The sequence below is a fragment of the Clostridium yunnanense genome (genome assembly GCF_016595795.1).
In the GTDB taxonomy this organism is placed as follows: Bacteria; Bacillota; Clostridia; order Clostridiales; family Clostridiaceae; genus Clostridium_AR; species Clostridium_AR yunnanense.
The window spans coordinates 16582-38027 of the sequence record NZ_JAENHN010000042.1; the positions used below are offsets into that span (position 1 = coordinate 16582).

The 21446-nt window shown below is 30.6% G+C and carries 17 protein-coding genes and 1 other annotated feature; of the genes, 12 read left to right on the top strand and 5 right to left on the bottom strand.

Annotated elements, in window-relative coordinates; all coding sequences use genetic code 11:
• Positions 1-112 precede the first annotated feature (112 nt).
• Positions 113-1033 (bottom strand): DMT family transporter, encoded by a 921-nt coding sequence (locus JHL18_RS14970; RefSeq protein WP_200270597.1) that lies wholly within the window; start codon positions 1031-1033, stop codon positions 113-115.
• A gap of 286 nt (positions 1034-1319) precedes the next feature.
• Positions 1320-1499 carry an H-type small acid-soluble spore protein gene (locus JHL18_RS14975; RefSeq protein ID WP_200270598.1) on the bottom strand — a complete coding sequence of 60 codons (180 nt, stop codon included), beginning with the start codon at positions 1497-1499 and terminating at the stop codon, positions 1320-1322.
• A 415-nt stretch (positions 1500-1914) separates the two neighbouring features.
• Between JHL18_RS14975 and JHL18_RS14980 the strand changes: the two genes are divergently transcribed.
• Both JHL18_RS14980 and JHL18_RS14985 read left to right on the top strand, forming a co-directional pair.
• Positions 1915-2892 (top strand): ABC transporter ATP-binding protein, encoded by a 978-nt coding sequence (locus JHL18_RS14980; RefSeq protein WP_200270600.1) that lies wholly within the window; start codon positions 1915-1917, stop codon positions 2890-2892.
• Complete coding sequence (locus tag JHL18_RS14985) at positions 2892-4406, top strand: ABC transporter permease/substrate-binding protein (RefSeq protein ID WP_200270602.1); 1515 nt, start codon at positions 2892-2894, stop codon at positions 4404-4406. The genes JHL18_RS14980 and JHL18_RS14985 overlap by 1 nt, the downstream gene beginning before the upstream one ends.
• A gap of 187 nt (positions 4407-4593) precedes the next feature.
• Here JHL18_RS14985 and JHL18_RS14990 read toward each other — a convergent pair whose 3' ends face one another.
• Complete coding sequence (locus JHL18_RS14990) at positions 4594-6594, bottom strand: methyl-accepting chemotaxis protein (protein ID WP_200270604.1); 2001 nt, start codon at positions 6592-6594, stop codon at positions 4594-4596.
• A gap of 363 nt (positions 6595-6957) precedes the next feature.
• On the opposite strand from JHL18_RS14990, the gene JHL18_RS14995 reads away from it, so the two are divergent.
• Positions 6958-7587: a non-canonical purine NTP pyrophosphatase gene (locus JHL18_RS14995; RefSeq protein ID WP_200270606.1), complete on the top strand. Its 630-nt coding sequence runs from the start codon at positions 6958-6960 to the stop codon at positions 7585-7587.
• 155 nt (positions 7588-7742) lie between these two features.
• Positions 7743-8189 (top strand): glycoside hydrolase family 3 N-terminal domain-containing protein, encoded by a 447-nt coding sequence (locus JHL18_RS25980; protein WP_338025471.1) that lies wholly within the window; start codon positions 7743-7745, stop codon positions 8187-8189.
• Between the two features lie 213 nt (positions 8190-8402).
• On the opposite strand, the gene JHL18_RS15005 is transcribed toward JHL18_RS25980, so the two are convergent.
• Together JHL18_RS15005 and JHL18_RS15010 are read right to left on the bottom strand one after the other, a co-directional pair.
• Positions 8403-9374, bottom strand: coding sequence for a methyl-accepting chemotaxis protein (locus JHL18_RS15005; RefSeq protein ID WP_200270608.1), 972 nt, complete (start codon positions 9372-9374; stop codon positions 8403-8405).
• Positions 9375-9391: 17 nt separating this feature from the next.
• On the bottom strand, positions 9392-10423 hold the full coding sequence (locus JHL18_RS15010; protein ID WP_200270610.1) for an FIST signal transduction protein: 1032 nt from the start codon (positions 10421-10423) through the stop codon (positions 9392-9394).
• Positions 10424-11126: 703 nt separating this feature from the next.
• Here JHL18_RS15010 and JHL18_RS15015 point away from each other — a divergent pair.
• The 8 genes from JHL18_RS15015 to JHL18_RS15050 all read left to right on the top strand — a co-directional run bounded on the left by JHL18_RS15015 (position 11127) and on the right by JHL18_RS15050 (position 21126).
• Positions 11127-12431, top strand: a complete 1305-nt coding sequence (locus tag JHL18_RS15015) for an MFS transporter (RefSeq protein WP_200270612.1) — start codon at positions 11127-11129, stop codon at positions 12429-12431.
• Between the two features lie 144 nt (positions 12432-12575).
• Entirely contained in the window at positions 12576-13187 is a 612-nt protein-coding gene (locus JHL18_RS15020) for a YkgJ family cysteine cluster protein (protein WP_200270614.1), read from the top strand.
• Positions 13188-13337: 150 nt separating this feature from the next.
• Positions 13338-13545 (top strand) — a binding site (T-box leader).
• A 325-nt stretch (positions 13546-13870) separates the two neighbouring features.
• Positions 13871-15148 carry a serine--tRNA ligase gene (gene serS, locus JHL18_RS15025; RefSeq protein WP_200270616.1) on the top strand — a complete coding sequence of 426 codons (1278 nt, stop codon included), beginning with the start codon at positions 13871-13873 and terminating at the stop codon, positions 15146-15148.
• A gap of 355 nt (positions 15149-15503) precedes the next feature.
• The gene (locus JHL18_RS15030) at positions 15504-17249 is read left to right on the top strand and encodes a sensor histidine kinase (protein WP_200270618.1); all 1746 of its coding nucleotides are present in this window, start codon (positions 15504-15506) and stop codon (positions 17247-17249) included.
• Between the two features lie 310 nt (positions 17250-17559).
• A complete protein-coding gene (locus JHL18_RS15035; RefSeq protein ID WP_200270620.1) occupies positions 17560-18408 on the top strand; it encodes a hypothetical protein in 849 nt (282 codons plus the stop codon).
• Between the two features lie 405 nt (positions 18409-18813).
• On the top strand, positions 18814-19578 hold the full coding sequence (locus tag JHL18_RS15040; RefSeq protein WP_200270622.1) for a hypothetical protein: 765 nt from the start codon (positions 18814-18816) through the stop codon (positions 19576-19578).
• A 178-nt stretch (positions 19579-19756) separates the two neighbouring features.
• Positions 19757-20194 carry a MarR family winged helix-turn-helix transcriptional regulator gene (locus JHL18_RS15045; protein ID WP_200270624.1) on the top strand — a complete coding sequence of 146 codons (438 nt, stop codon included), beginning with the start codon at positions 19757-19759 and terminating at the stop codon, positions 20192-20194.
• Between the two features lie 83 nt (positions 20195-20277).
• Positions 20278-21126 (top strand): (Fe-S)-binding protein, encoded by an 849-nt coding sequence (locus JHL18_RS15050; RefSeq protein ID WP_200270626.1) that lies wholly within the window; start codon positions 20278-20280, stop codon positions 21124-21126.
• The last annotated feature ends 320 nt before the right edge of the window (positions 21127-21446 follow it).

The window sequence follows — 21446 nt, forward strand, 5'->3', positions numbered from 1 at the left end:
ACAATATGTGGCGTATATAGAAGAACTCTGTAATTTAAGTTTTTACAGAGTTCTTGATGTATTAAAAATCATATAAATTATTGTTTACATTTATTAGTGCTAGCAATCGAATTTATGTGGAAGCTTCAATGCTTTCAGGTGCTTTTTTAGTAAAAGATAAATATATTATTGCAAATATAATACATGCTGTTCCAAGCCATTGAAAAATTCCTAAATTAACATGTAACCAAAATACAGATAAAAAAGCAGCAGATAGTGGTTCAATAGAAGAAAGTATGCTTACCTCTATTGGTTTTATATATTTTAAGCTTTCTAAGTAGCAGCAAAAAGCAATAAGTGTACCAAATAGCACCACAAATATAATAGCTAGAATTGAGCTTACGGACCATTGGCCTGTACTAATCCAAGGCTTTTGAACAAAGCTAAAGCCAATTCCTCCAAGGAACATTCCCCAGCCAACTACAGTTATTGAATCATATCTAGCTAGAAGATAAACTGGTTGTAAGGTATAAAATGCAGCTGCAAAAGCTGAAGCTACCCCCCAAAACAATGCTAACTTTGAAATAGATAAGCTACTAACATTACCTTTTGTGATTATTAGAAATGTACCAAGTATTGTTAGACTAATTGCAATGATTTCTCTTGAGCTCGGAGCCTTTTTTGTTCTGATAGTCATATAGAAAATTATTATTACAGGATACAAATACTGAAGTATAGTAGCAGTTGCTGCATTGCCGTGTTTTATTGCAGCAAAATATGTATACTGTACGCCTAACATTCCTATGAGTGCAAAACATATAAGGTTAAAAATCGTAAATTTTGAACTCCAGATCTTTCGGACATTCTTACTACCTCTTAAAGTGGCAAATGCTAATAATACTATCCCGGAGATTAGTAGACGAATAACTACAAGCCATTCCGGACTGAAGCCCTTCTGCTGAAACAAGTATTGGGCAACAGTACCAGATACTCCCCACATCATCGTTGAAAAAATTACAAGCGCAAATCCTTTTATCCTAGGTTGAGATTTCATTATATGTTCACTCCTTGTGTCTTATTAAAAAAAGTTATTTAGAATTTTAATGGTTGTACAAATTATCTATTAAATTTTAAAATTCAATGTTGGACAGTTTAAATTTAAAATTGAAAAAAGTCCTCAAATAATTAGTATACAGAAATATAGTGTGTTACTCAAATAAATGTTTAATATGAGTATTATTATTTTTAAAAGATTATGATTGAAAATAGAGCAGAAAAATTGATTAAGCAAATGGTGTTATCCGTTAAAAGTTTATAATGATAACAGCATTTGCTTGATTTTATTGTTCTTGAAGTGATCCTAAAGGTACTTGTTCTGATCCTGTAGGTTGATTAAGAGGATGTATATAAGCGATTTCTTTTGTATCGTCTATTCTTTCAATATAAATTTGTTCGCCTTTATATGTAACATTAATAATATCAGGTGAAGAAAGAATTTCTTCTGCCCGTCTTCTATCCATATTAAAACCTCCTTTAAAAATAAATTACAAAGGTAGCATTTACTTATGAATGATTAAATATTCTTTAGCATATACAAAAAAACATGTTACTTACCCTAAAGTAAGTAACAAACTTTTAAGTGCATTATTGCAAATGTATGTTCGCTAAATTATTATATAAATATAGGTTTTTTAGAAGTTTTATCTAAGTGTAAACCAAAGATTATTTTGAAAGCTTTATTTTTAGAGATAGTGGTATAGATTATAAAGAAATTAAAATATAATTTATAAAGAAATTTTGTGAGATTGAAGTAGCAGATCTATATTTGTATAAGATAAAAGGAATTTTAAGAACACACTTGGTCAAATAGCAGTAAGTTTTAACATTTAAATAGAAAAGCTTATATAGTAAGTGAAAATATAAGGAGTAAAGTATATGATTAAATTTGAAAATGTATCTAAGTGTTATAATGATGAAAATAAAGCCGTTGATTCTTTAAATCTAACTATCAATGATGGAGAGTTTTTTGTGCTTATCGGGCCAAGTGGGTGCGGTAAAACAACTACACTTAAGATGATTAATCGTTTGATAGATTTAAGTGAAGGAACAATCTATCTAGATGATAAGAAGATTAGTGAATATAATATTCATGAACTTAGGTGGAATATAGGATATGTATTGCAGCAAATTGCACTGTTTCCTCATATGACCATTGAAGAAAATGTAGCAATAGTACCAGAACTTAAAAAATGGGACAAGAAAAAAGTTAAAGATAGGATAACTAATCTTTTAGAAAATGTTGGGCTAGAACCTGAAAAATACCTAAATAGAAAGCCATCAGAGCTTTCCGGTGGTGAACAGCAGAGAGTCGGAGTTGTTCGTGCCTTAGCTGCTGATCCAAATATTATCTTAATGGACGAACCCTTCAGTGCATTAGATCCTATTAGTCGTAAAAGGCTGCAGCAAGATATGGTAAAGCTTAAGAAGAAAATAAATAAAACTATTGTATTTGTAACTCATGATATGCAAGAGGCTTTAGCGCTAGGCGATAGAATTTGTATAATGCAAGAAGGAAAGATAGTTCAATGCGATACGCCAGATGAAATTATTAAAAATCCTAAAAATGATTTTGTAAGGAACTTTTTTAAATCTGGCAATGTATATAAAACATCACTTTTTGAATCAGATTACAGGGTGAAGGATTTCGTAGAAGAAGGTCTATATGACAATATGGAGTATAACGAAGATATTAATTGTATCAATACTGAAGAGTCACTTGAAAACTTATTTTCACTACTTACAAAAGAAAAAATTATTAAAATAGAGCAGAATGGAAAAGTTATAGGGACTTTAAATATGGGACATTTGGTCAAGTTTGTGGCTAATAAGCTTGAAAAGGATGGTGAAGTATAATGAATACATTTTTTTCAACGCTTTTAGAACGAAAAGGGCAGTTAGGTGCAGCATTACTTCAACATATGCAAATTTCATTTATAGCTATATTTATTGCAGTAATCATAGCTGTGCCACTTGGTATATATATAACAAAACATAAGCGTTTTGGTGAGATGACTATACAAATAGCAGCTATTTTTCAGACAATACCTTCTCTTGCTCTGCTCGGAGTTCTTATTCCATTAGTAGGTATTGGCAAGGTTCCTGCAATAATAGCTTTAGTAATTTATGCTATTTTACCTATACTAAGAAATACTTATACTGGAATTAAAGAAATTAATCCTGCTTTAATAGAAGCCGCTGATGCTATGGGGATGAATAGCAGCAGAAAACTTTTTAAAGTTCAAATACCATTGGCGATGCCAGTTATAATGGCAGGTATAAGAACTTCAATGGTAATGATAATTGGAACGGCTACCCTAGCTGCTTTAGTTGGAGCAGGAGGTCTTGGAGATTTGATTCTTCTTGGTATAGACCGTAACAATAATAGTCTTATTCTAATTGGAGCAATTCCAGCGGCCTTACTTGCAATTTTGTTTGATGTAGTGCTACGCTATCTTGAAAAATCCACACTAAAAAAATCAATTGTAGCAGTTGGAGTAGCTATTATTATGACATTAAGTATAATTTTAGTTCCGTATCTAAGCTCACAAAAAAATGAGATTGTAATAGCTGGTAAACTAGGTTCAGAGCCAGAGATTTTGATTAATATGTACAAACTAATGCTTGAAGATGAAACAAATTTACATGTAACATTAAAGCCTGGAATGGGAAAAACTAGCTTCTTATTCAATGCACTGAAATCAGGTGATATTGATATATACCCTGAATTTACAGGGACAGCTCTTGAAACCTTTGTAAAGGAAAATGCAAAAAGCCATGACCCAGAAGAGGTTTATGAGCAGGCACGTGTTGGTATGGAAAATAACTTTAGTATGGAACTTCTAAAACCTATGAAGTACAATAATACTTATGCTATTGCAATATCACCAGAGCTTGCAAAAGAATATAAACTAAATAAGATATCCGATTTAAGAAATATTGAAAAACAGCTTAAGGTAGGATTTACTCTTGAGTTTTCTGATAGAGATGATGGATATAAGGGACTTCAAAAAGTTTATTCAGTAAACTTTAATAATTTAAAAACAATGGAACCCAAATTAAGATATAATGCAATAAAATCAGGAGACATAAATCTTCTAGACGCTTACTCTACTGATAGTGAAATTGTTCAATATAATCTAAAAGTATTAGAAGATGATAAAAAGTTTTTTCCACCATATCAAGGAGCACCACTTATGCTTGAAAGTACTCTTAAGAAATATCCTGAGATAAGCACTGTTCTTAATAAATTATCAGGTAAGATAACGGACGATGAAATGGCTAAAATGAATTATGAAGTAAATGTAGAAGGAAAAACAGCTCAGGAGGTTGCAAAGAATTATCTACAAAATGAAGGATTGCTTAAATAAATTATAATATATGATGATCTTCATAATAGCATCATCATACATTAAATATGGATTGATTTTAAAATAAATACAAAAATCCTGATTTTTCTTTACAATTAAAAGAACCATGAATAAGGAAGTAATATACCTTATTCATGGTTCTTTTTGAGTTTTAAGGAAAATACATAAAAATGGATATAATGTAAGTTTAAATCTTAAATCTACTCACAACTTCAGCAAGCTTATTTGAAATTTGTTTAAGATTATCAGTATTATCTGAAATTACAGTCATTGCGCTCGTTTGCTCTTCCATAGAAGCAGAAACCTCTTCAGAGGCAGCAGCTGACTCTTCAGAAACAGCCATGATCTCTTCAATTGAACTCATTACATGGATCTTATCTTTATCAACTTCAGTAATTTTGCTTATTAATTCATCAATCTGTGTGGTGATTTTCATAGTAGAGTTTCTTATTGTTTCAAAGGATTTTTCAGTTTCTATCATAGATAGATTAGCTTCTTTACTTAAATTTTGAGCATTTCCCATGTTATTGTTTGCTATGCTAATCTCATCCTGTATTTCTTTTATCATATTTGAAATATCTTTAGTTGATATAGAGGTTTGCTCTGCAAGTTTTCTTACCTCTTCAGCTACCACTGCAAAGCCTCGTCCGGATTCACCAGCTCTAGCTGCTTCAATTGCTGCGTTTAATGCTAATAAGTTAATTTGTGCGGCTATAGACTCAATTGTGTTTACGATTTCACCTATGGAATCTGATTTCTCTGAAAGCAAGCTTATATTTTTAAAAGCTTGATCTGCAGAATTACTGCTTTCCCTTAAGTTTGAAGATAATAAATTAGTTGATTTAGCTCCATTGTTTGTTATCCCTTCTGTAGATATTGAATTCAACTTTAATTTTTCAGCACTTGATACAATTGTACTGATTTTATCGGCAAGTCCTCCTAGCTTTTCGACCCCACTAGTAGCATTCTGAGCTTGTACTGTAGAACCTTCAGCAATTTCTACAACAGCCTTTGTAACTGCTTCAATTGATTGTGTAGTTTCTTTTGCTGATTCAGCAACATCACTTGTAAAGTCAACTATTTCTTTAGAGTTATGATTTAATTCACCAACTATACTTCTAAGTTGGTTTCTTAGATCAATAATCGACTTTCCTATAGTACCTATTTCAGTTTTATCTTTAAGTATATATTCGTATCTTTGATTATAAATTAAATTTAAGTTCTTAGTATCGTCTATTAGTTTTGATAAATCTAATATGGGTTTAGCAAGTCTATTTCCAATAATAATTGAGAAACTAACTGATAAAATTATAGCAACTATAATTATAATAGCAAAACACAATATAAGAGAGTTAAGTGGCTTCTTAAATTCATCTGTAGGTACCGCGAAACCAATAGTCCATTTTGAAACTTGTACTTTTGATGAAATAAAGTATTTATTAACTCCATCATAATCTTTTAGTGTTAATAATTTTGTAGAGCTATTTTCGATTATTTTCATGTAATTTCCATTGAAGATATCGCTCAAATTTTTATTCTCTTTTTCAGTTGGTTGAAAGTCCTTGTTAGGATGTAGCATAATATTGTTATTTTGGTCTATTAAAAAAGCATAACTATTATCTATAGGTTTTGCCTTATTTAGAACATCTGTAAGGGTGCCTAAGTTAATATCTGTGCTAAGAACACCTATTACTTCACCGTTAAATGAAATTGGAACTGAAATAGATGCAACTATCTTTTGAGTAGCCTTATCAAAAAAAGGCTCAGTATATGTTAATGCTTTGTTAGCTAAAGCAGTTTTATACCATACTCTTTGTGTTGGATCATAATCAGCTGGTGCAGTCCAACCTGAACCATCAAGCATTTTTTTATCTTTGAACCCCATATATACATCAGTAGTAGATGGGTTTGATTTTAATTTGGACTTTAAATAATCTAAAAGTTCAGCATCATCTAGCTGTTTTCTGCCTTCAATGTTGCTCTTAATCTCATTTAATATTTTTCCTTGTCCATCCATCCAGCCATTTATATACTCAGCATATTTTTCTGCGGAAACTTGCATTTTGCTAGTAGTCTCATTTTCTATGGTATTATAAGCAATTCCATAAATAATAAAACTTGCAGTGAGTAAAATTGCTAAGAAAAGAGAGGAAACTGTAATTGCAATCTTGGTTTTTATACTTCTCATAAAAGCCTCCTTGTTTAAACTAGTATTTTTAATAAATGATAATACCAACTGCTATCAAAGTTTATTTTGAATAGTATCTGTACTACATATTTCGACAAAATGTGCACAAACTTTACTGGATATTCTTACTGTATATGGAGTTGATTTTTAGATAATGTAAAATAGAATTCTTTTTAGGATTAATGGCTAATTTAAAAAATATAGTGTTATTAGTATTTGTTCTAGTAAATTAATTAACAGAAATTAAATAACTATGTTTTTCAAAAATAGAAAATTAACTAGCTCCACATAAAAAAACATTTTGGTATTATTATGATATAATTACAAATAATCAATATATTATAAGAATGAAGGGAAAGCATAATGAAGTTAATATATGGTACATATAATCCATCAAAAATCACCAGTATGAGGAAGATGCTTGATGGAATTGATATCGAAATTACAGGTATTAACAGTGTTGATTTCAAACTAAGGGAATCTGATGAAACTGGAAAGGATCCATTAGCTAATGCTATACAAAAAGCTACTACTTACTATGAGCAACTTAAGAAACCTGTATTTTCATGTGACACTGGATTGTTCTTTGAGGAAGTAGAGGAAGAGGATCAACCTGGTGTATTAGTAAAAAGGATACATGGTGAAGATTTATCTTACAGGGAAATGATTGACTACTATAGTAATTTAGCAGCAAAATACGGAGGAAGACTAACTGCGTATTATAAAAATGGTATATGTTTATATATAGATAGTGATCATATTTATAAGTATGATGGTGAGGATATATGTTCTGAGAAGTTTTATATTATAGACAAGCCTCACAAAAGATATAGAGAAGGATTTCCGTTAGATACTTTATCTGTAGATATAGAAACTATGAAATACTATTATGATTTAGAAGATGAAAAAAGTGAAAGCTTAGGAGTTATTTCTGGATTTAAAGAATTTTTTATTAGAAGTATTGATGATTATTTGAATTCAAAATCATTATAAAATAAACGAATTGAGTGAAGGGGGATTTATGAGAAATTGGAGGAGAGTTGATAAAGGTGACTATTAATTGTTATAAATGAAGGTGGAAAAAATGTTTCTCGAAAGCTTTTGATGGAACTTATAACGGTAAAACTTTTGATGAGGCTGATGTTAAAATTGCTGATTTAACAGACCAACAAAGAAAGTTTCTTGCAGATGACAATTTAAGACACGTACTTGTAACAGCAGTGGATGATGCTAAAACAGCAGCAGTCTGGAATAATAATCTTCAAGCATTTGTTGAAGGACTTGGATTTGGTATACCGGTAAATATAAGCAGTGATCCAAGGCATACAACAACTGCTAATGCTGAGTTCAATGCAGGGGCTGGAGGGGATATCTCTAAATGGCCAGAACCATTAGGATTAGCTGCAACCTTTGATAGTAAAGAAGTTAGCAAGTTTGGAGATATTGCTTCAAAGGAATACAGGGCGCTTGGTATAGCTACTGCTTTATCTCTTCAGGTAGATATTGCAACAGATCATAGATGGATGAGATTTACTGGAACCTTAGGAGAAGATCCTTTTTTAGCTAGAGATTTAGCAGAAGCTTATTGTAATTGATTTCAAAGTTCTGAGGGGAAAAATGAAATAGAAGAGGGATGGGGTTATGAAAGCGTAAATGCTATGGTTAAACATTGGCCAGGTGGAGGAAGCTGTGAAAGTGGTAGAGATGCTCATTTTGCTTTAAGTAAAAGATTTTTTATAAAAATTTATATAATTAAATGTGAAGAGGTTGCAATTCGAGCAACCTTTTCACGTTTTATATGTATTAAACTAATTGTTTTCCAGAATTCTTATTTGATTTAGATTATTAAGTATGTGCATATAAAAGTCAGCCTTTTTTTGGATACTGTAAACAATGGTTTCTAATTGCTGATTCTCAGTCTTTGACTTGTTTACTAAATTTGATAGGTTATTTGAGATTTCTTTTATGCCTTCTAAATTGATGTTTTGAGAATCTTGTACACCTTGAACATTTTTGTATACATTGGATTCTGCATCTATTATCTTATTTAACATTGTAGAGGAGCCTTTAATAAGTTCTGTTGTGTTTTTTATGACTACTGAGCCTTCAGTAGATTTATTGACTAATTGATCCATTGATGAGGTTAGATTGCTAAGTGAAGACATAATATCCTTTGCATTTTTTTGAGTATCTACAGAAAGTTTTTTTATCTCATTAGCAACAACTGTAAAGCCTCTACCTGCTTCGCCAACTCTAGCTGCTTCAATTGCAGCATTTAAAGAAAGCAAATTTGTCTGTTCAGCAATACTTGTTATTATACTTGCAAAGCCTTGTATACTGTTATAGTGAATCTGAATGTCTGAAATTAGCTTTAAAAACTCTTCAAATACATCTGAAACAGTACTAACCTTATGTACCAAGTCACTAAAATCATCTTTTGCATACTCTATTTCCTTTTGAGAATTATCTAAACTTTCAAATACACCATCAACAAGAGATTTTGTTTTATCACTATTTTCAGATAAAACCTGTAGGTATTCGTTTACTTGTTCAGTCTGATCAGTAGTATACTCTGTTCCTTTCAAAAGTTTGTCTAAGCCATATGTCATCGTACCTTCTTCTTTTACAAGCCTATCAACATTTTTCTGTATTTCCGATGTGAGATCAATAACTTCGTTAATGTGTCTAAAGCATTTCTCATCATATATATAGTTATTGCTTACTACGATTTGATCTGTATTAACGTTATTCTGTTTATCTTTAGTAAATAATTTAAACATATCAGTTTTCTCCTTATTTATTGCACTGCTAGTATTACCATAGTTTGATTTGCATGTGCCTTATAAAACTGTTCGCCATAACTTATAAATCCAGTGGTGTTAGGACAGTAAGTTAGGATTTTTTTATCTATATCATTCCATAGATTTTCTTGTTGAAACTTTAAACTTCTTAAAATACAGTTAATCGCAAGTAAAAAAGAAGGTTTAAAGGGAATGCTGCGCAGAGTGCTATTAACTTGTTCAATTGGATCAATTGGTTTTAAAACTTCTACAAAGGTGTTAGGCATAAGCTGACAGTAAAAAGTTATGGACTTATCAGCATTTACTTTCATTGGAGAAGCTATAAAAATCTCATCCTTATATAATTTGCCTAGTGGATTATTCATAAAATAATTAGACAAATCAGATTCTTTGATGTTTAAAGCTCTTGCATACTCTGAACTAGCAGGATTTCTATTAAAAGATTTTACTGTTCTGCTTATAGCATCGGATTCAGTGACCAGCAACCTAATTCCTGTAGGTACATATATATTTTCCTTAACCATATGAATTCGACTTTTCAAATTGAAGAAGACTATTACACTATGAACACGTTTTGGACCTATATAAATTAGGGTTTCTTTAAACTTAAGATTATCGCCTGCACTTCCGCCGATAATTTTGAACTTATCATCCATAAAGTGTAAAGTTGTGATAATGGTTTCTTCCATTCCTGTAAGTCCATCGCAAAGTAAAAGTCCAAATGCATTCTCGTTATTTTTTACTTTATTATAAGAGGATTTTAAATTAGTAATACTTTTGATTGGTGGATATAATATTTCAACTGTCTCTGCATCTGAAAGATTATATTCAAAGCCTGATATTACACCGTTTTTATATCCCTTTATACTATATTCTCCAGCAGTAGAGCAGAGTACTACATTTGAAGAAATCTCTTTAGATAATTCTGCTATTAAGTCAATATTTGAGAATAAAATAAAGCCTTTTCCTTCATTAGATCTTGTATAATTTATTGCTTCGTTAGATGTTTGGAAAAATATAGATTTCATTTATAATAGCTCCTTATGTTGATATGTATATTATTAAGTTGAATTTTCTGAATTATAATAAAAGTATATATTAGAATCTAATTGAAAACAATATTCAATTGCGGAGATATGATATGGAAGTCAAACCATTATAGACATATTTTTCACCGAATTGAAAACGTTACAAATATAGCTATTATAAAATGGTGGTACTTGGATATTATCAACGATTAATCATTTCAATGATTGACGTAATAGTCTAAAATCTATATAATACAGAGTATATTTAAAGTAAAGGGGAATCTATCCGAATGTTAATCATCATCACTGTTCTTAATAAATAGTAGAAATTAAATACTGAAGTTGATTGTACTAAAATGCCTTTTTAGAAGGACTGTTTGCTGTGCTTTTAACTTGATTGTTAAGAACAATGAGTGCATTTTGAACTTTATATGATGGCATATTAGAACTTCGCTTTTAAGCCTATTTGATATGTTGTTTTCGAGGTCGCAAATGAGTACGCTTATTTGCGACCTTTATTTTTCTAATTAGCATAATCTGCTCTAATTTAGTTATTAGCTTATAAAATTACAATGTTTTGAATAAAGCTTGAACTAAAGAGTAGAAAAAGAGAAAAATTCATCATATTCGTTCAAAAAAAGATATAAGTTAAAAGAATTATAAATATCTGATTAGTGATTTTTGATAACAGGAGGATATATCGATGAAGAAACTATATACTTTATATATTTTAATAATTACTCAAGGACTATCATTAATAGGCAGTAGAATGTCAGCCATAGCTGTTGGACTATGGTTATTTCAAGTAAAAGGAAGTACCACTTATTTACTTCTTATACCTTTCTTTAATGAAATAACTGCTGTATTTTTTGGAGGAGTTGCGGGGATTGCAGTTGATAGGTGGAAGAGAAAATATGCAATGATATTTGGAGATTTAGGGCAGGCTGTTGGAACTATACTCCTATTTGTAAGTGCATTTAGCAATAAGCTAAATATATATTTAATATATGCTGCAGTTATAGTTCAAGGTGTTTTTACATTGTTTGAAAGTATCGCAGCTGATGCAGCAACCACAATGATGGTTCCTGAAACTCATAGAGATAGAGTGAATGCTATAAAAGAGATGACTTTCCCTTTGGCTGGAGTAATAGCTCCGGTAGTATCAGGATTTCTTTATGTAATGATAGGCATAAAAGGAATACTGATAATAGATTTTATAACCTTTATTGTGGCTGTTATAGTACTAATATTTGTTAATATACCTGATCCAGAGATTCAAGAAAATCTCATACAAGATAAAGAAAGTTTTGCTAAAGAGCTAGGAATTGGCTTTAAATACTTACTTAATGCTAAGGGATTATTTGGTTTAACAATATATGTTACATTTATAAATTTTATGATAAATGGGCCTCTTGAACTGGTAATACCTTATGTCACTAAGATAAATGGGAGTTCATTTATTTTATCAATAATTTTAGGAGTAATGAACTTAGGTGCCTTTATAGGTGCAGCTATTATTGCAATTCTAAAGTTTAAGTTCACTAGAGTAAACACTATTTTACTTGGAATAAGTATAAGTGCTGTGATGTTCCTAGTGTTCGGTATAGCACGCATGCCACTGCTTTTGGGTGTTTCGCTGTTTATTCTTATGATGCCGCTACCAATAATAAATGCTATGTTTAAGTCTATTATTCAAGTGAAGGTTCCTCCTAGATTGCAAGGAAGAGTATTTGCAGCAGTAGCGCAGATCTCAAATGCAATAGTCCCGATGTCATTTGTTTTAACTGGATTTTTAGTAGATAATATTTTAGAACCAGCTGTAGCTAGTTCAAAATGGAAGGGCATAAGTTTCATTATTGGAAGTAAGCCAGGTTCGGGAATAAGTCTTATACTAGTTTTAACTGGAATAATTATAATGATAGTAAGTTTAATTGTAAACAATATTGCGAGTATTAAATATGTAGAAGAAAGACTTGCTAATTATGAAATCAAAGAGGATGATATATAGTATATAGATATTATCATATGAAAACTTATTGTTTTTAAATTCTCTTACCAGAAGCTGTAAGAGATTTAAAAATAGATTTCGGTTCGAAGTGGTACATCTATATATAACCTTACTACAAGACATAGAAATTTAAGGAGAAATCATATGAACCTATTATTTGACTCAGAGGGAAAAGTTAATTACGATAAAATTAATAAAGAAACAACCGTAAAAGATGTGCTAGAGGCAATTGACATATTCTTAAACAATAATCCGATTCCTTGTGATACTTGCAAAGAAAGCTGCTGTAAAAAAGCTTGGTCTGTAGAAATGGACAATGTGTGTGTAAACAGAATTAGTAATTGGGATGAAAGGTGTGCTTCAGATTATGTTAAAAAGAAGCTTGTTAAAAAGAGAAACTATTATAGAGAGTTTGACCAATATGTATTAGATAAAGAAAAAAATTGTCATTTCATTACTGAGGAAAACTATTGCACAATTTACGAGCAAAGACCAATAATCTGTAGATTGTATATATGTATTGATAAAAGCTACAGATATAATGTAGTTAGAGAACTTATTGGTAGTACTTATTTGAAGGCTTTAATATTTGAAGAAGAAATGAGAACTAGTAAACTTTCAGATGAATTGATTAAACAATATAAAAGAAATCCAGCTGTATTTGCAAAGGGATATGACATATCTTTGAATGATATATTTAATTATTCTGAAGAAGAGGGTTGGCTATATGAAGATGAAAGAGATGAATTATATTAATAACTGTAATTTTAGCAACTTAAAATTACAAAAATTATGGGGTTTATACAAATAAAAACACTTTTATTAGTGATTTAAGGGAAAAATACTTATTCTCACTTGAAAATCTGTATAATATTATATATAATTGATACATAATAACAACATATACAAAAAGCAGTGATTATAAAAGCTACGATTTTTGAATTTCTTCAGAGAGCCGATGGTTGGTGCAAATCGGTGAAAGGATAAATCTTTCCACTTTTGGAGCTGTCGGTGATGAATCGAAAGGCTGGTAACCTTTATATTACTTTCGAGTGGCTGATTTTTTATTATTTCAGCAATTTGGGTGGCAACGCGGAGTACTTCCGTCCCAGTTTTTTATATTTGGGATGGGGGTTTTTTTATTCTTTAGGAAATTATAATTCAATGAGACCTATGGATGAGGATGCGTGGGCTTCAGCGATTTTTTCATTTTCAAAATTTATGTGGCATTACAAATAATAGTCTCTTTAATCATTATTAATAGGTTTAAATTTGAATGTGTTTAGACATTGATTATTATAATGAATATAGTATTTAAAGATAGGATTGTAAATTATCAATTATTATCTTACAATGTAAAAGTAACCATTTAGGTAATTGCTTATATTATTATGCTTATAAAATATTATAAATAGATAAATGTATCAGGAGGGTAAATTATGTTAGATTTAAAATTTGTAAGGGAAAACCCTGAAATAGTAAAACAAAACATAAAAAATAAGTTTCAAGATAATAAGTTAGGTTTAGTTGATGAAGTTATAGCTTTAGATGCTGAACTAAGAAATGCAAAGCAGGAAGCAGATTCTTTACGAGCAAATAGAAATAAGATCTCAAAGAGCATTGGTGGATTAATGGCTCAAGGAAAAAAAGAAGAAGCTGAAGAAATGAAAAAACAAGTTGCTGCAAATTCTGAGCGTTTAGCAGAGCTGGAAGCAAAAGAAGGCGAGCTTGAAAAAAAAGTTAAGGATATAATGATGATAATTCCAAACATCATAGATCCAAGTGTTCCAATAGGCAAGGATGATAGCGAAAATGTAGAAGTTGAACGTTTTGGTGAACCAGTAGTACCTGACTTTGACATTCCATATCACACTGAAATCATGGAAAAACTTAGCGGTATTGATTTGGATAGTGCTAGAAAGGTTGCTGGAAATGGTTTTTACTACCTAATGGGCAATATAGCTAGACTTCATTCTGCAGTTATATCATATGCTAGAGATTTTATGATAAATCGTGGATTTACATATTGCATACCACCTTTCATGATTCGTAGTGAAGTGGTAACTGGAGTTATGAGTTTTGCTGAAATGGATGCAATGATGTACAAAATAGAAGGTGAAGATTTATACCTTATAGGAACAAGTGAACATTCTATGATAGGTAAGTATATAGATACAATACTACCAGAAGCTTCACTTCCTCACACTTTAACTAGTTACTCACCATGCTTCAGAAAAGAAAAAGGAGCTCATGGTATAGAAGAAAGAGGAGTTTATAGAATTCACCAATTTGAAAAACAAGAAATGATTGTTGTATGTAAACCAGAAGAAAGTATGGTTTGGTACAATAAACTATGGAAAGATACAGTAGATTTATTCCGTTCATTAGATATACCAGTAAGAACTTTGGAATGTTGTTCAGGTGATCTCGCTGATCTTAAAGTAAAATCAGTTGATGTAGAAGCTTGGTCTCCAAGACAAAAGAAGTACTTTGAAGTAGGAAGCTGCTCAAACTTAGGAGATGCTCAAGCACGTCGTTTAAAAATACGTGTAGAAGGAAAAGACGGCAAATACTTCGCACATACACTAAATAATACTGTAGTAGCACCTCCAAGAATGTTAATTGCTTTCTTAGAGAACAACTTAAATGAAGATGGATCTATAAATATTCCAGTAGCACTACAACCTTATATGGGTGGAATGTCAGTAATTAAATAATATAAGTAAATAAAGATGTAATAATCTATCATGTCAATGAAATGAATTACAGAGCTTTTAAAAAGCACATTTATTCAAATTACATCTATAGATGCAGCATATTCAATGAAAAGTTTGATGTGCTGCATTTTTTTATATATACAATTACCTTCATTTTACATTTTAATCGGTATTTGTATTGTAAAAATATATTTACATAATATTGGGGGTTGTATTATAATTTGTACAATAATAACTTCTCTAAACAATTGCTTAGTTTAGTATTGTTAGGTTAGCTGAAACTTTGTATAAATACAGAAAAAGTTTAAATGTAGCCAGAGATTTATATTTAATATATTTATAAAAGGGGTAAGGTATGGGAAAGATAAATTTTTCGGAGGTATTTAATATCGATTCCTTTAAAAAGATGTCAGAAAGCCTTTATGAGGCATCCGGAATTCCTGTGGGACTTATTGATGCAGATGGGACAATATATATAAAAGCTGGATGGCAGGATATTTGTACAAAATTTCACAGAATTCATCCAACTACTTGTAGCCGTTGTCTGGCTAGCGATAGGTATATAAATGACCATATAAAAGAAAATAAATACATAGAATACAAATGTTTAAACAATATGTGGGATATAGGAGTGCCTATTATCATATATGGACAACACGTAGCTACAATTTTTATGGGACAGTTTTTTTATAAGGATGAAGAAGTAGATATTGAGTTCTTCAAAAGACAAGCTCATGAATTTAATTTTGATGAGGATGAGTACATTGAAGCACTAAGTAAGGTTCCAAGATGGACAAGGAAAAAGGTTAAGAGTATCATAGATTATTATTTAGGACTTGTAACTACTTTAGCTGAAAGCGGATTAAGACAATTAGATTATGAAAGTTCACAAAAAGAGCTTGCCAAAAACCAAAAATACCTTGATACTATTTTTAATTCAGTAAATGACGCAATATTTATTAATGACTTTAATGGAAACATAGTAGATGCAAATCGTAGAGCTTATTTTATGTTTAACTACTCTGAAGATCAACTGAAAAAAATGAATATAATAGAAATGGTATCCTCAAAGTCTGTGATAACAAAGGAAAAAGTGCTTCAAACCTTTAATAAAGCAACTAACGCTAGACCTATAGTATTGGAGTGTATCTGTAAGACGAAAAATAATGATGAATTTTGGGCTGAATTTAATATTAGTGCAATTAAATTTGAGGATAAAGATGAGATTGTAGTAAGTGTTCGTGATATTACCGATAGGAAGTTGAGTGAACTAGCTTTGCAAGAAGAAGCCTATGAATTAGAAAATTTAAGAACTGAATTCTTTGCAAATATTTCACATGAGTTGAGAACGCCTCTAAACATAATATTTGGTGCGATACAAGTAATAGGAGCAGAAATTGAAAAAGATGAAAATTCTATTAATAAAGCAAAGATAATAAATAACTTAAATGTTGAGAAGCAAAATTGTTTTAGATTATTAAGACTTCTAAATAATTTAATCGACTCTACTAAACTTGATTCAGGGTATTTTGAATTAAATATGGTCAATTGTAATATTGTAAATATTGTTGAAGAAATTACTTTATCGGTAGCAGACTATATAAATAATAATAATCTAGATCTTATTTTCGATACTGAAATAGAAGAAAAGATAATGGCTTGCGATTTAGACAAGATTGAAAGAATAATGCTTAACCTTTTATCAAATGCAGTAAAATTCACACCTGACGGCGGTAAAATTTTTGTAAATATTCTAGATGGCGAAGAATATATAACTATTACAGTAGAGGATACAGGAATAGGTATACCAAGCCAAAAGTTAAATATAATATTTGATAGGTTTAGGCAAGTAGATAAAACATTTATAAGAAGACATGAAGGTAGTGGAATAGGGTTATCTCTAGTAAAATCACTAGTTGAGATGCATAATGGAACTATTTATGCAGAAAGCAAATGTGGTCAGGGGACCAAATTTTCGGTGAAGTTACCAGTTAAAGTGTTAAATGAAGGAAGTTTAAGGAAGTGGAACGAGAATCAAACAAGTACTAAGGAAAATTATGTTGAGAGAATTAAAATTGAGTTTTCGGATATATACAAATAAAGACGTAAGTATAAGTGAGCGCTTATCTTTGGAAGATAGGTGCTTTTTAATTACGTTGAGACTAGAAATAGATAGTGGCGGCAAATAGGTAGGGTACTAAATAAAACCATGTTTATTAAGAGGATTTATATAATAAATAGATTTGAAAAATGATATTAACAATATATGCATGCTGATTCGTAAATAAATGATTATTTAAATAAAAAATATAACAAATTTTATATTAACGTGTTAAGAAAATATAAAAATATACGATTATTTAAATAGATGCATGGATATAATTGTTAAAAGATGAAAGGAATGTATTAAAATGAAAAAGATTGGTATAATTATTTTTAGTTTATGTTTCGTTTTATTGTTTAGTAAAACAGTTTTTGCTGCCACTATAAATGAGGTTGAACCTAATGATTCAACTAGCACAGCACAACTAATTCAAAAGAATAATGAAGATCCATCTAAGGTTGTTACTGGTAACTATGATGGGCAAAATGTAGTAATTGGAAGTATAACAAGTAGCATTGACGAAGATTGGTATAAAGTTTATCTACCAGCAAATAGTAATACTATATTAGGAATAAATAGTACATCACTTAGTGCAACAGGATTCTTTGATATTTACGATGAAAGCCTAAATCTTGTTAAAAGTATCTCTTATCAAAAGAACTCAGCTTATTTTGGTGCAACACCATACTATGTAAATATCACTGTTGCAGGATATTATTATGTTAAGGCGTATTCACCATTAACTACTGGAGAATATAGATTTTTTATAGGTGGATCTGATTATACAGTAAATACCTATACTTATAATGCATCAAGTGCGCTTACATTGACCCCAACTACATCATCAGTACAAGCTGTGTATGATCTTAGAAATGTAACCTCTATTCCAAATAATGCAGTTGTATATTACGTATCTTTACAGGGTACAAAGACTAATTCTGCAACTAATCAAAGCAGAAGTATAAAAGTTTATAGTGATTCTTCGTGGATTACAACTTCTTCATATTCATATGTTGCTAATGTACCTGTAATTAGTAATAAACTTCTAAAAAATCAATGGGCCTTTAAGCTAGATGGAACGGTATCAACCTCAACAGCATATTTTAAGCTTACTCCTCAAATTACATTTAGTTATGTATATGCTGTTTTACCATAATACAAATATAAAAAATAGGTGTTTTTTAACAGTGTTGTTTAAATTAAGTGGTAATGTGTAAGCCCGTTAAGCCATCGGATGGCTAAACACACTTTATTTCAACATGGTGCATCAACAGCATCAAGAATGAAAGTTTATAATAAATAAGTTTTAACTTTATAACTATGCATCTAAAGGGTTCCTTTGTCGAAACTTAAGTTGTACTTGTTCGAAAATCTCGGCTTCTGTGGATTCTCGGGCATGTATAACTTAATAGTTGAGCTAGGAACCCTACAAAGATGTATCAGTTCGAACCGAAATCTATTTTCAAAACGCCTTTGGGTTCTGAGAGGAGAATTTGAAAATATAAGTTTTATACGAAGTGGTACATCAATATCATTTTATAATTGAAGGAGTTGAGTAGCAGTGAAAGTTAATAATTATTCCATATTAAATAGATGGAGAAATTGTAATTCAAATAGTGCAAATTCAAAGCTGATAAAATCCGCTAACAATTTAGTTGAAAAGAAATTAAGTGCTCAGATGAATGATAGTATTAACATTGAAACAAGCAAAAAACTAATAGCCAACATGGAGAAACTTTCTTCTATTGTAGAAATAGATAGGAAGAAAGTTGAACAACTTGTATCAGATAATAATGTTCTAAACTTGAGCAATGGATCATTTTATAAATTACATACAAGTAATGGAACAACGGCTATATTTACTGTTGATGATAACGGGAATGCTTATATGCCTTTTAATGAACTAGGTCTAGATGAGAATTTTACTTTAACCCCCACTGATTATAATGAGATAAGTAAAACTTCCAGGCTTATCTCTAGCCTCTTACAAGATAGTAGTGCTTTCTTAGTTCGTACAGGAGGGTATAGTAATAAAGAAGTTAAAGATATATTAGGCAGTATTGGAATTAAACCAGGTTGGTTTGAGGTTAAATCTAGTTCGCAGGATAATAAGTTTTATTTGGTGGATAATGGACTAGTATATCCGGAGTATCAAGTAGAAGCTGAAAGACGAGCTTTTAATCAGCGTAATTGGTTTAACGATGGTTTTACAACTGATTCAGTGTTCACAATAGAAGGTAAACATTATAAATTAGATAAAAGTGGGCATTTAAATGTTCCTAAAGGTGTGGGATGTATTATGGACAACACTGTAATTAAAAAATAATTATATATTAAATTAAGTAAGGTAGCATAGATATTGCTATCTTTTTTTGTATATAAAAATTCAAGCTATTGTGACTTATATATTTCTTTTATTTTATCTTTTAGTGGATATTGACAAAAACATAACAAAGGCATATTATAAGGATAGTGTAGATACACTAAAATAAGAAGGTGATAATATGGATATAAAAGTTTATGATAAAAAACCATCTAAGTGTAATTGTCTTAATTTACGAAGAGCATCTCAGGCTATAACTGAAGTATATGACGAGTTTCTTGCTCCTAGTGGTTTAAAAATAGGACAGTTTTCGTTGCTTAAACATATAGATGCTTTAGGACCAGTAAGCGTAAGTAATTTGGCAATTAGTATAAGATTGGATAGAACTACTCTTGTGAGAAATCTTAAACCTCTTGAAGAAAGAGGATACATCTATGATATAGCAATAGAAGGAACTAGAAATAGACAACTGAAGTTAACAGATAAAGGAAAAGAAGTTTATAGATCAGCAGAAGTACTTTGGCTAAAAGCTCAAAGTTATTTAGACGATTATTTAGGCAAAGATAACCTTGATGCTTTTACAACATTACTTTCGAAGATTGAGGCATTAGTGCCTTAATTTTTTTAACATACATCGTGTATATGCACGAAAATATAAATTTACTTGTTGGTTATAAAATATTAAAAGTGCGGAGGGGTATTATGGAAAACAAAATAAGAGAAGAAATTAAGAGTTTTTTTAAAGAAAGTAAAGAAAATTGGTTTGAAGAAATTGATGGTTATTATTTTGAAGAGCCAATTATAGGTTTTGCTGATTCTGAAGATGATTTATTTAAAGAATATAAGAACATAATAGGTGAACATCATTACACTCCTAAGGAAATTTTTGAACTAGCCTTTGATGAAGGAAGTTTTAGTGGCGGTACTGTTATTAGTATAGTACTTCCTATAAACGAAAAGACAAGGAAAAGCAACAGGGGATTGCAAGATTGGCCATCAAGAGAGTGGACATTAACGCGTACCTTTGGTGACGAGGTGTTTATTAGAGCGTTGTCTACTCATATGGAGAATTATTTTAAAGATATGGGATATAGAGCTATAGCACCATATCATTCTCAGTGGTTCCAAATCACTGGATCACATAACGGTCCTACCTCAAATTGGTCAGAACGTCATGTGGCTTATGTTTCTGGGTTAGGCACTTTTTCTATAAATGATGCCTTTATTACAGATAAGGGAATTGCAATTAAGTTGATATCTTTAGTAACAGATCTAAAACTCACACCTGATGTGAGGAAATATAAAAACCATACGGAAAATTGCTTGCTATGCAGTAAGGGCATATGTGGAGCATGTATAAAGAGATGTCCTGTAAATGCTATAACAAGAGAAGGGCATGATAAAGTAAAATGTATGAAGTATGTTTATGGTGAGGAATCAAGGAAAAAAGCTGAAGTTATTGGTGCTAGTCCTAAAGCTGGATCAGGGTGTGGACTATGTCAAAGTGGCGTACCTTGTGAGGGAAGAAACCCTATGACAATAAGAAGATAGAAAGTTAAGATAATTAAAAGAGAAAAGAAAAGTTTATAATATTAAGGATTTCACTTAGGTGCTTTTAATATTATTATAGAAATTAAGGTGTTGCTAAAGGGTTCCATTACTAAAACTTAAGTTATGCATGTTCGAAAATTGTGGCTCCTGATTATTTTCGCAGCATGCATAACTTAATAGTTGAAGTTGGAACCCTATATAGGTATCCCAGATTAAAGTTTAAGTTATACAAGGTAGTTTCTGGCATATGCTAACGAACAAATCTCATCCTTTTTCGAATTAAGTTCGATAAAGATATTTTTAATATCTGAAATAAGTTC

Excerpts from the sequence above, each read along its gene's own strand:
- JHL18_RS14970 (WP_200270597.1), bottom strand. The coding sequence starts at position 1,033 with ATGAAATCTCAACCTAGGATAAAAGGATTTGCGCTTGTAATTTTTTCA.
- JHL18_RS14975 (WP_200270598.1), bottom strand. The coding sequence starts at position 1,499 with ATGGATAGAAGACGGGCAGAAGAAATTCTTTCTTCACCTGATATTATT.
- JHL18_RS14980 (WP_200270600.1), top strand. The coding sequence starts at position 1,915 with ATGATTAAATTTGAAAATGTATCTAAGTGTTATAATGATGAAAATAAA.
- JHL18_RS14985 (WP_200270602.1), top strand. The coding sequence starts at position 2,892 with ATGAATACATTTTTTTCAACGCTTTTAGAACGAAAAGGGCAGTTAGGT.
- JHL18_RS14990 (WP_200270604.1), bottom strand. The coding sequence starts at position 6,594 with ATGAGAAGTATAAAAACCAAGATTGCAATTACAGTTTCCTCTCTTTTC.
- JHL18_RS14995 (WP_200270606.1), top strand. The coding sequence starts at position 6,958 with ATGAAGTTAATATATGGTACATATAATCCATCAAAAATCACCAGTATG.
- JHL18_RS15005 (WP_200270608.1), bottom strand. The coding sequence starts at position 9,374 with ATGTTTAAATTATTTACTAAAGATAAACAGAATAACGTTAATACAGAT.
- JHL18_RS15010 (WP_200270610.1), bottom strand. The coding sequence starts at position 10,423 with ATGAAATCTATATTTTTCCAAACATCTAACGAAGCAATAAATTATACA.
- JHL18_RS15015 (WP_200270612.1), top strand. The coding sequence starts at position 11,127 with ATGAAGAAACTATATACTTTATATATTTTAATAATTACTCAAGGACTA.
- JHL18_RS15020 (WP_200270614.1), top strand. The coding sequence starts at position 12,576 with ATGAACCTATTATTTGACTCAGAGGGAAAAGTTAATTACGATAAAATT.
- serS (WP_200270616.1), top strand. The coding sequence starts at position 13,871 with ATGTTAGATTTAAAATTTGTAAGGGAAAACCCTGAAATAGTAAAACAA.
- JHL18_RS15030 (WP_200270618.1), top strand. The coding sequence starts at position 15,504 with ATGGGAAAGATAAATTTTTCGGAGGTATTTAATATCGATTCCTTTAAA.
- JHL18_RS15035 (WP_200270620.1), top strand. The coding sequence starts at position 17,560 with ATGAAAAAGATTGGTATAATTATTTTTAGTTTATGTTTCGTTTTATTG.
- JHL18_RS15045 (WP_200270624.1), top strand. The coding sequence starts at position 19,757 with ATGGATATAAAAGTTTATGATAAAAAACCATCTAAGTGTAATTGTCTT.
- JHL18_RS15050 (WP_200270626.1), top strand. The coding sequence starts at position 20,278 with ATGGAAAACAAAATAAGAGAAGAAATTAAGAGTTTTTTTAAAGAAAGT.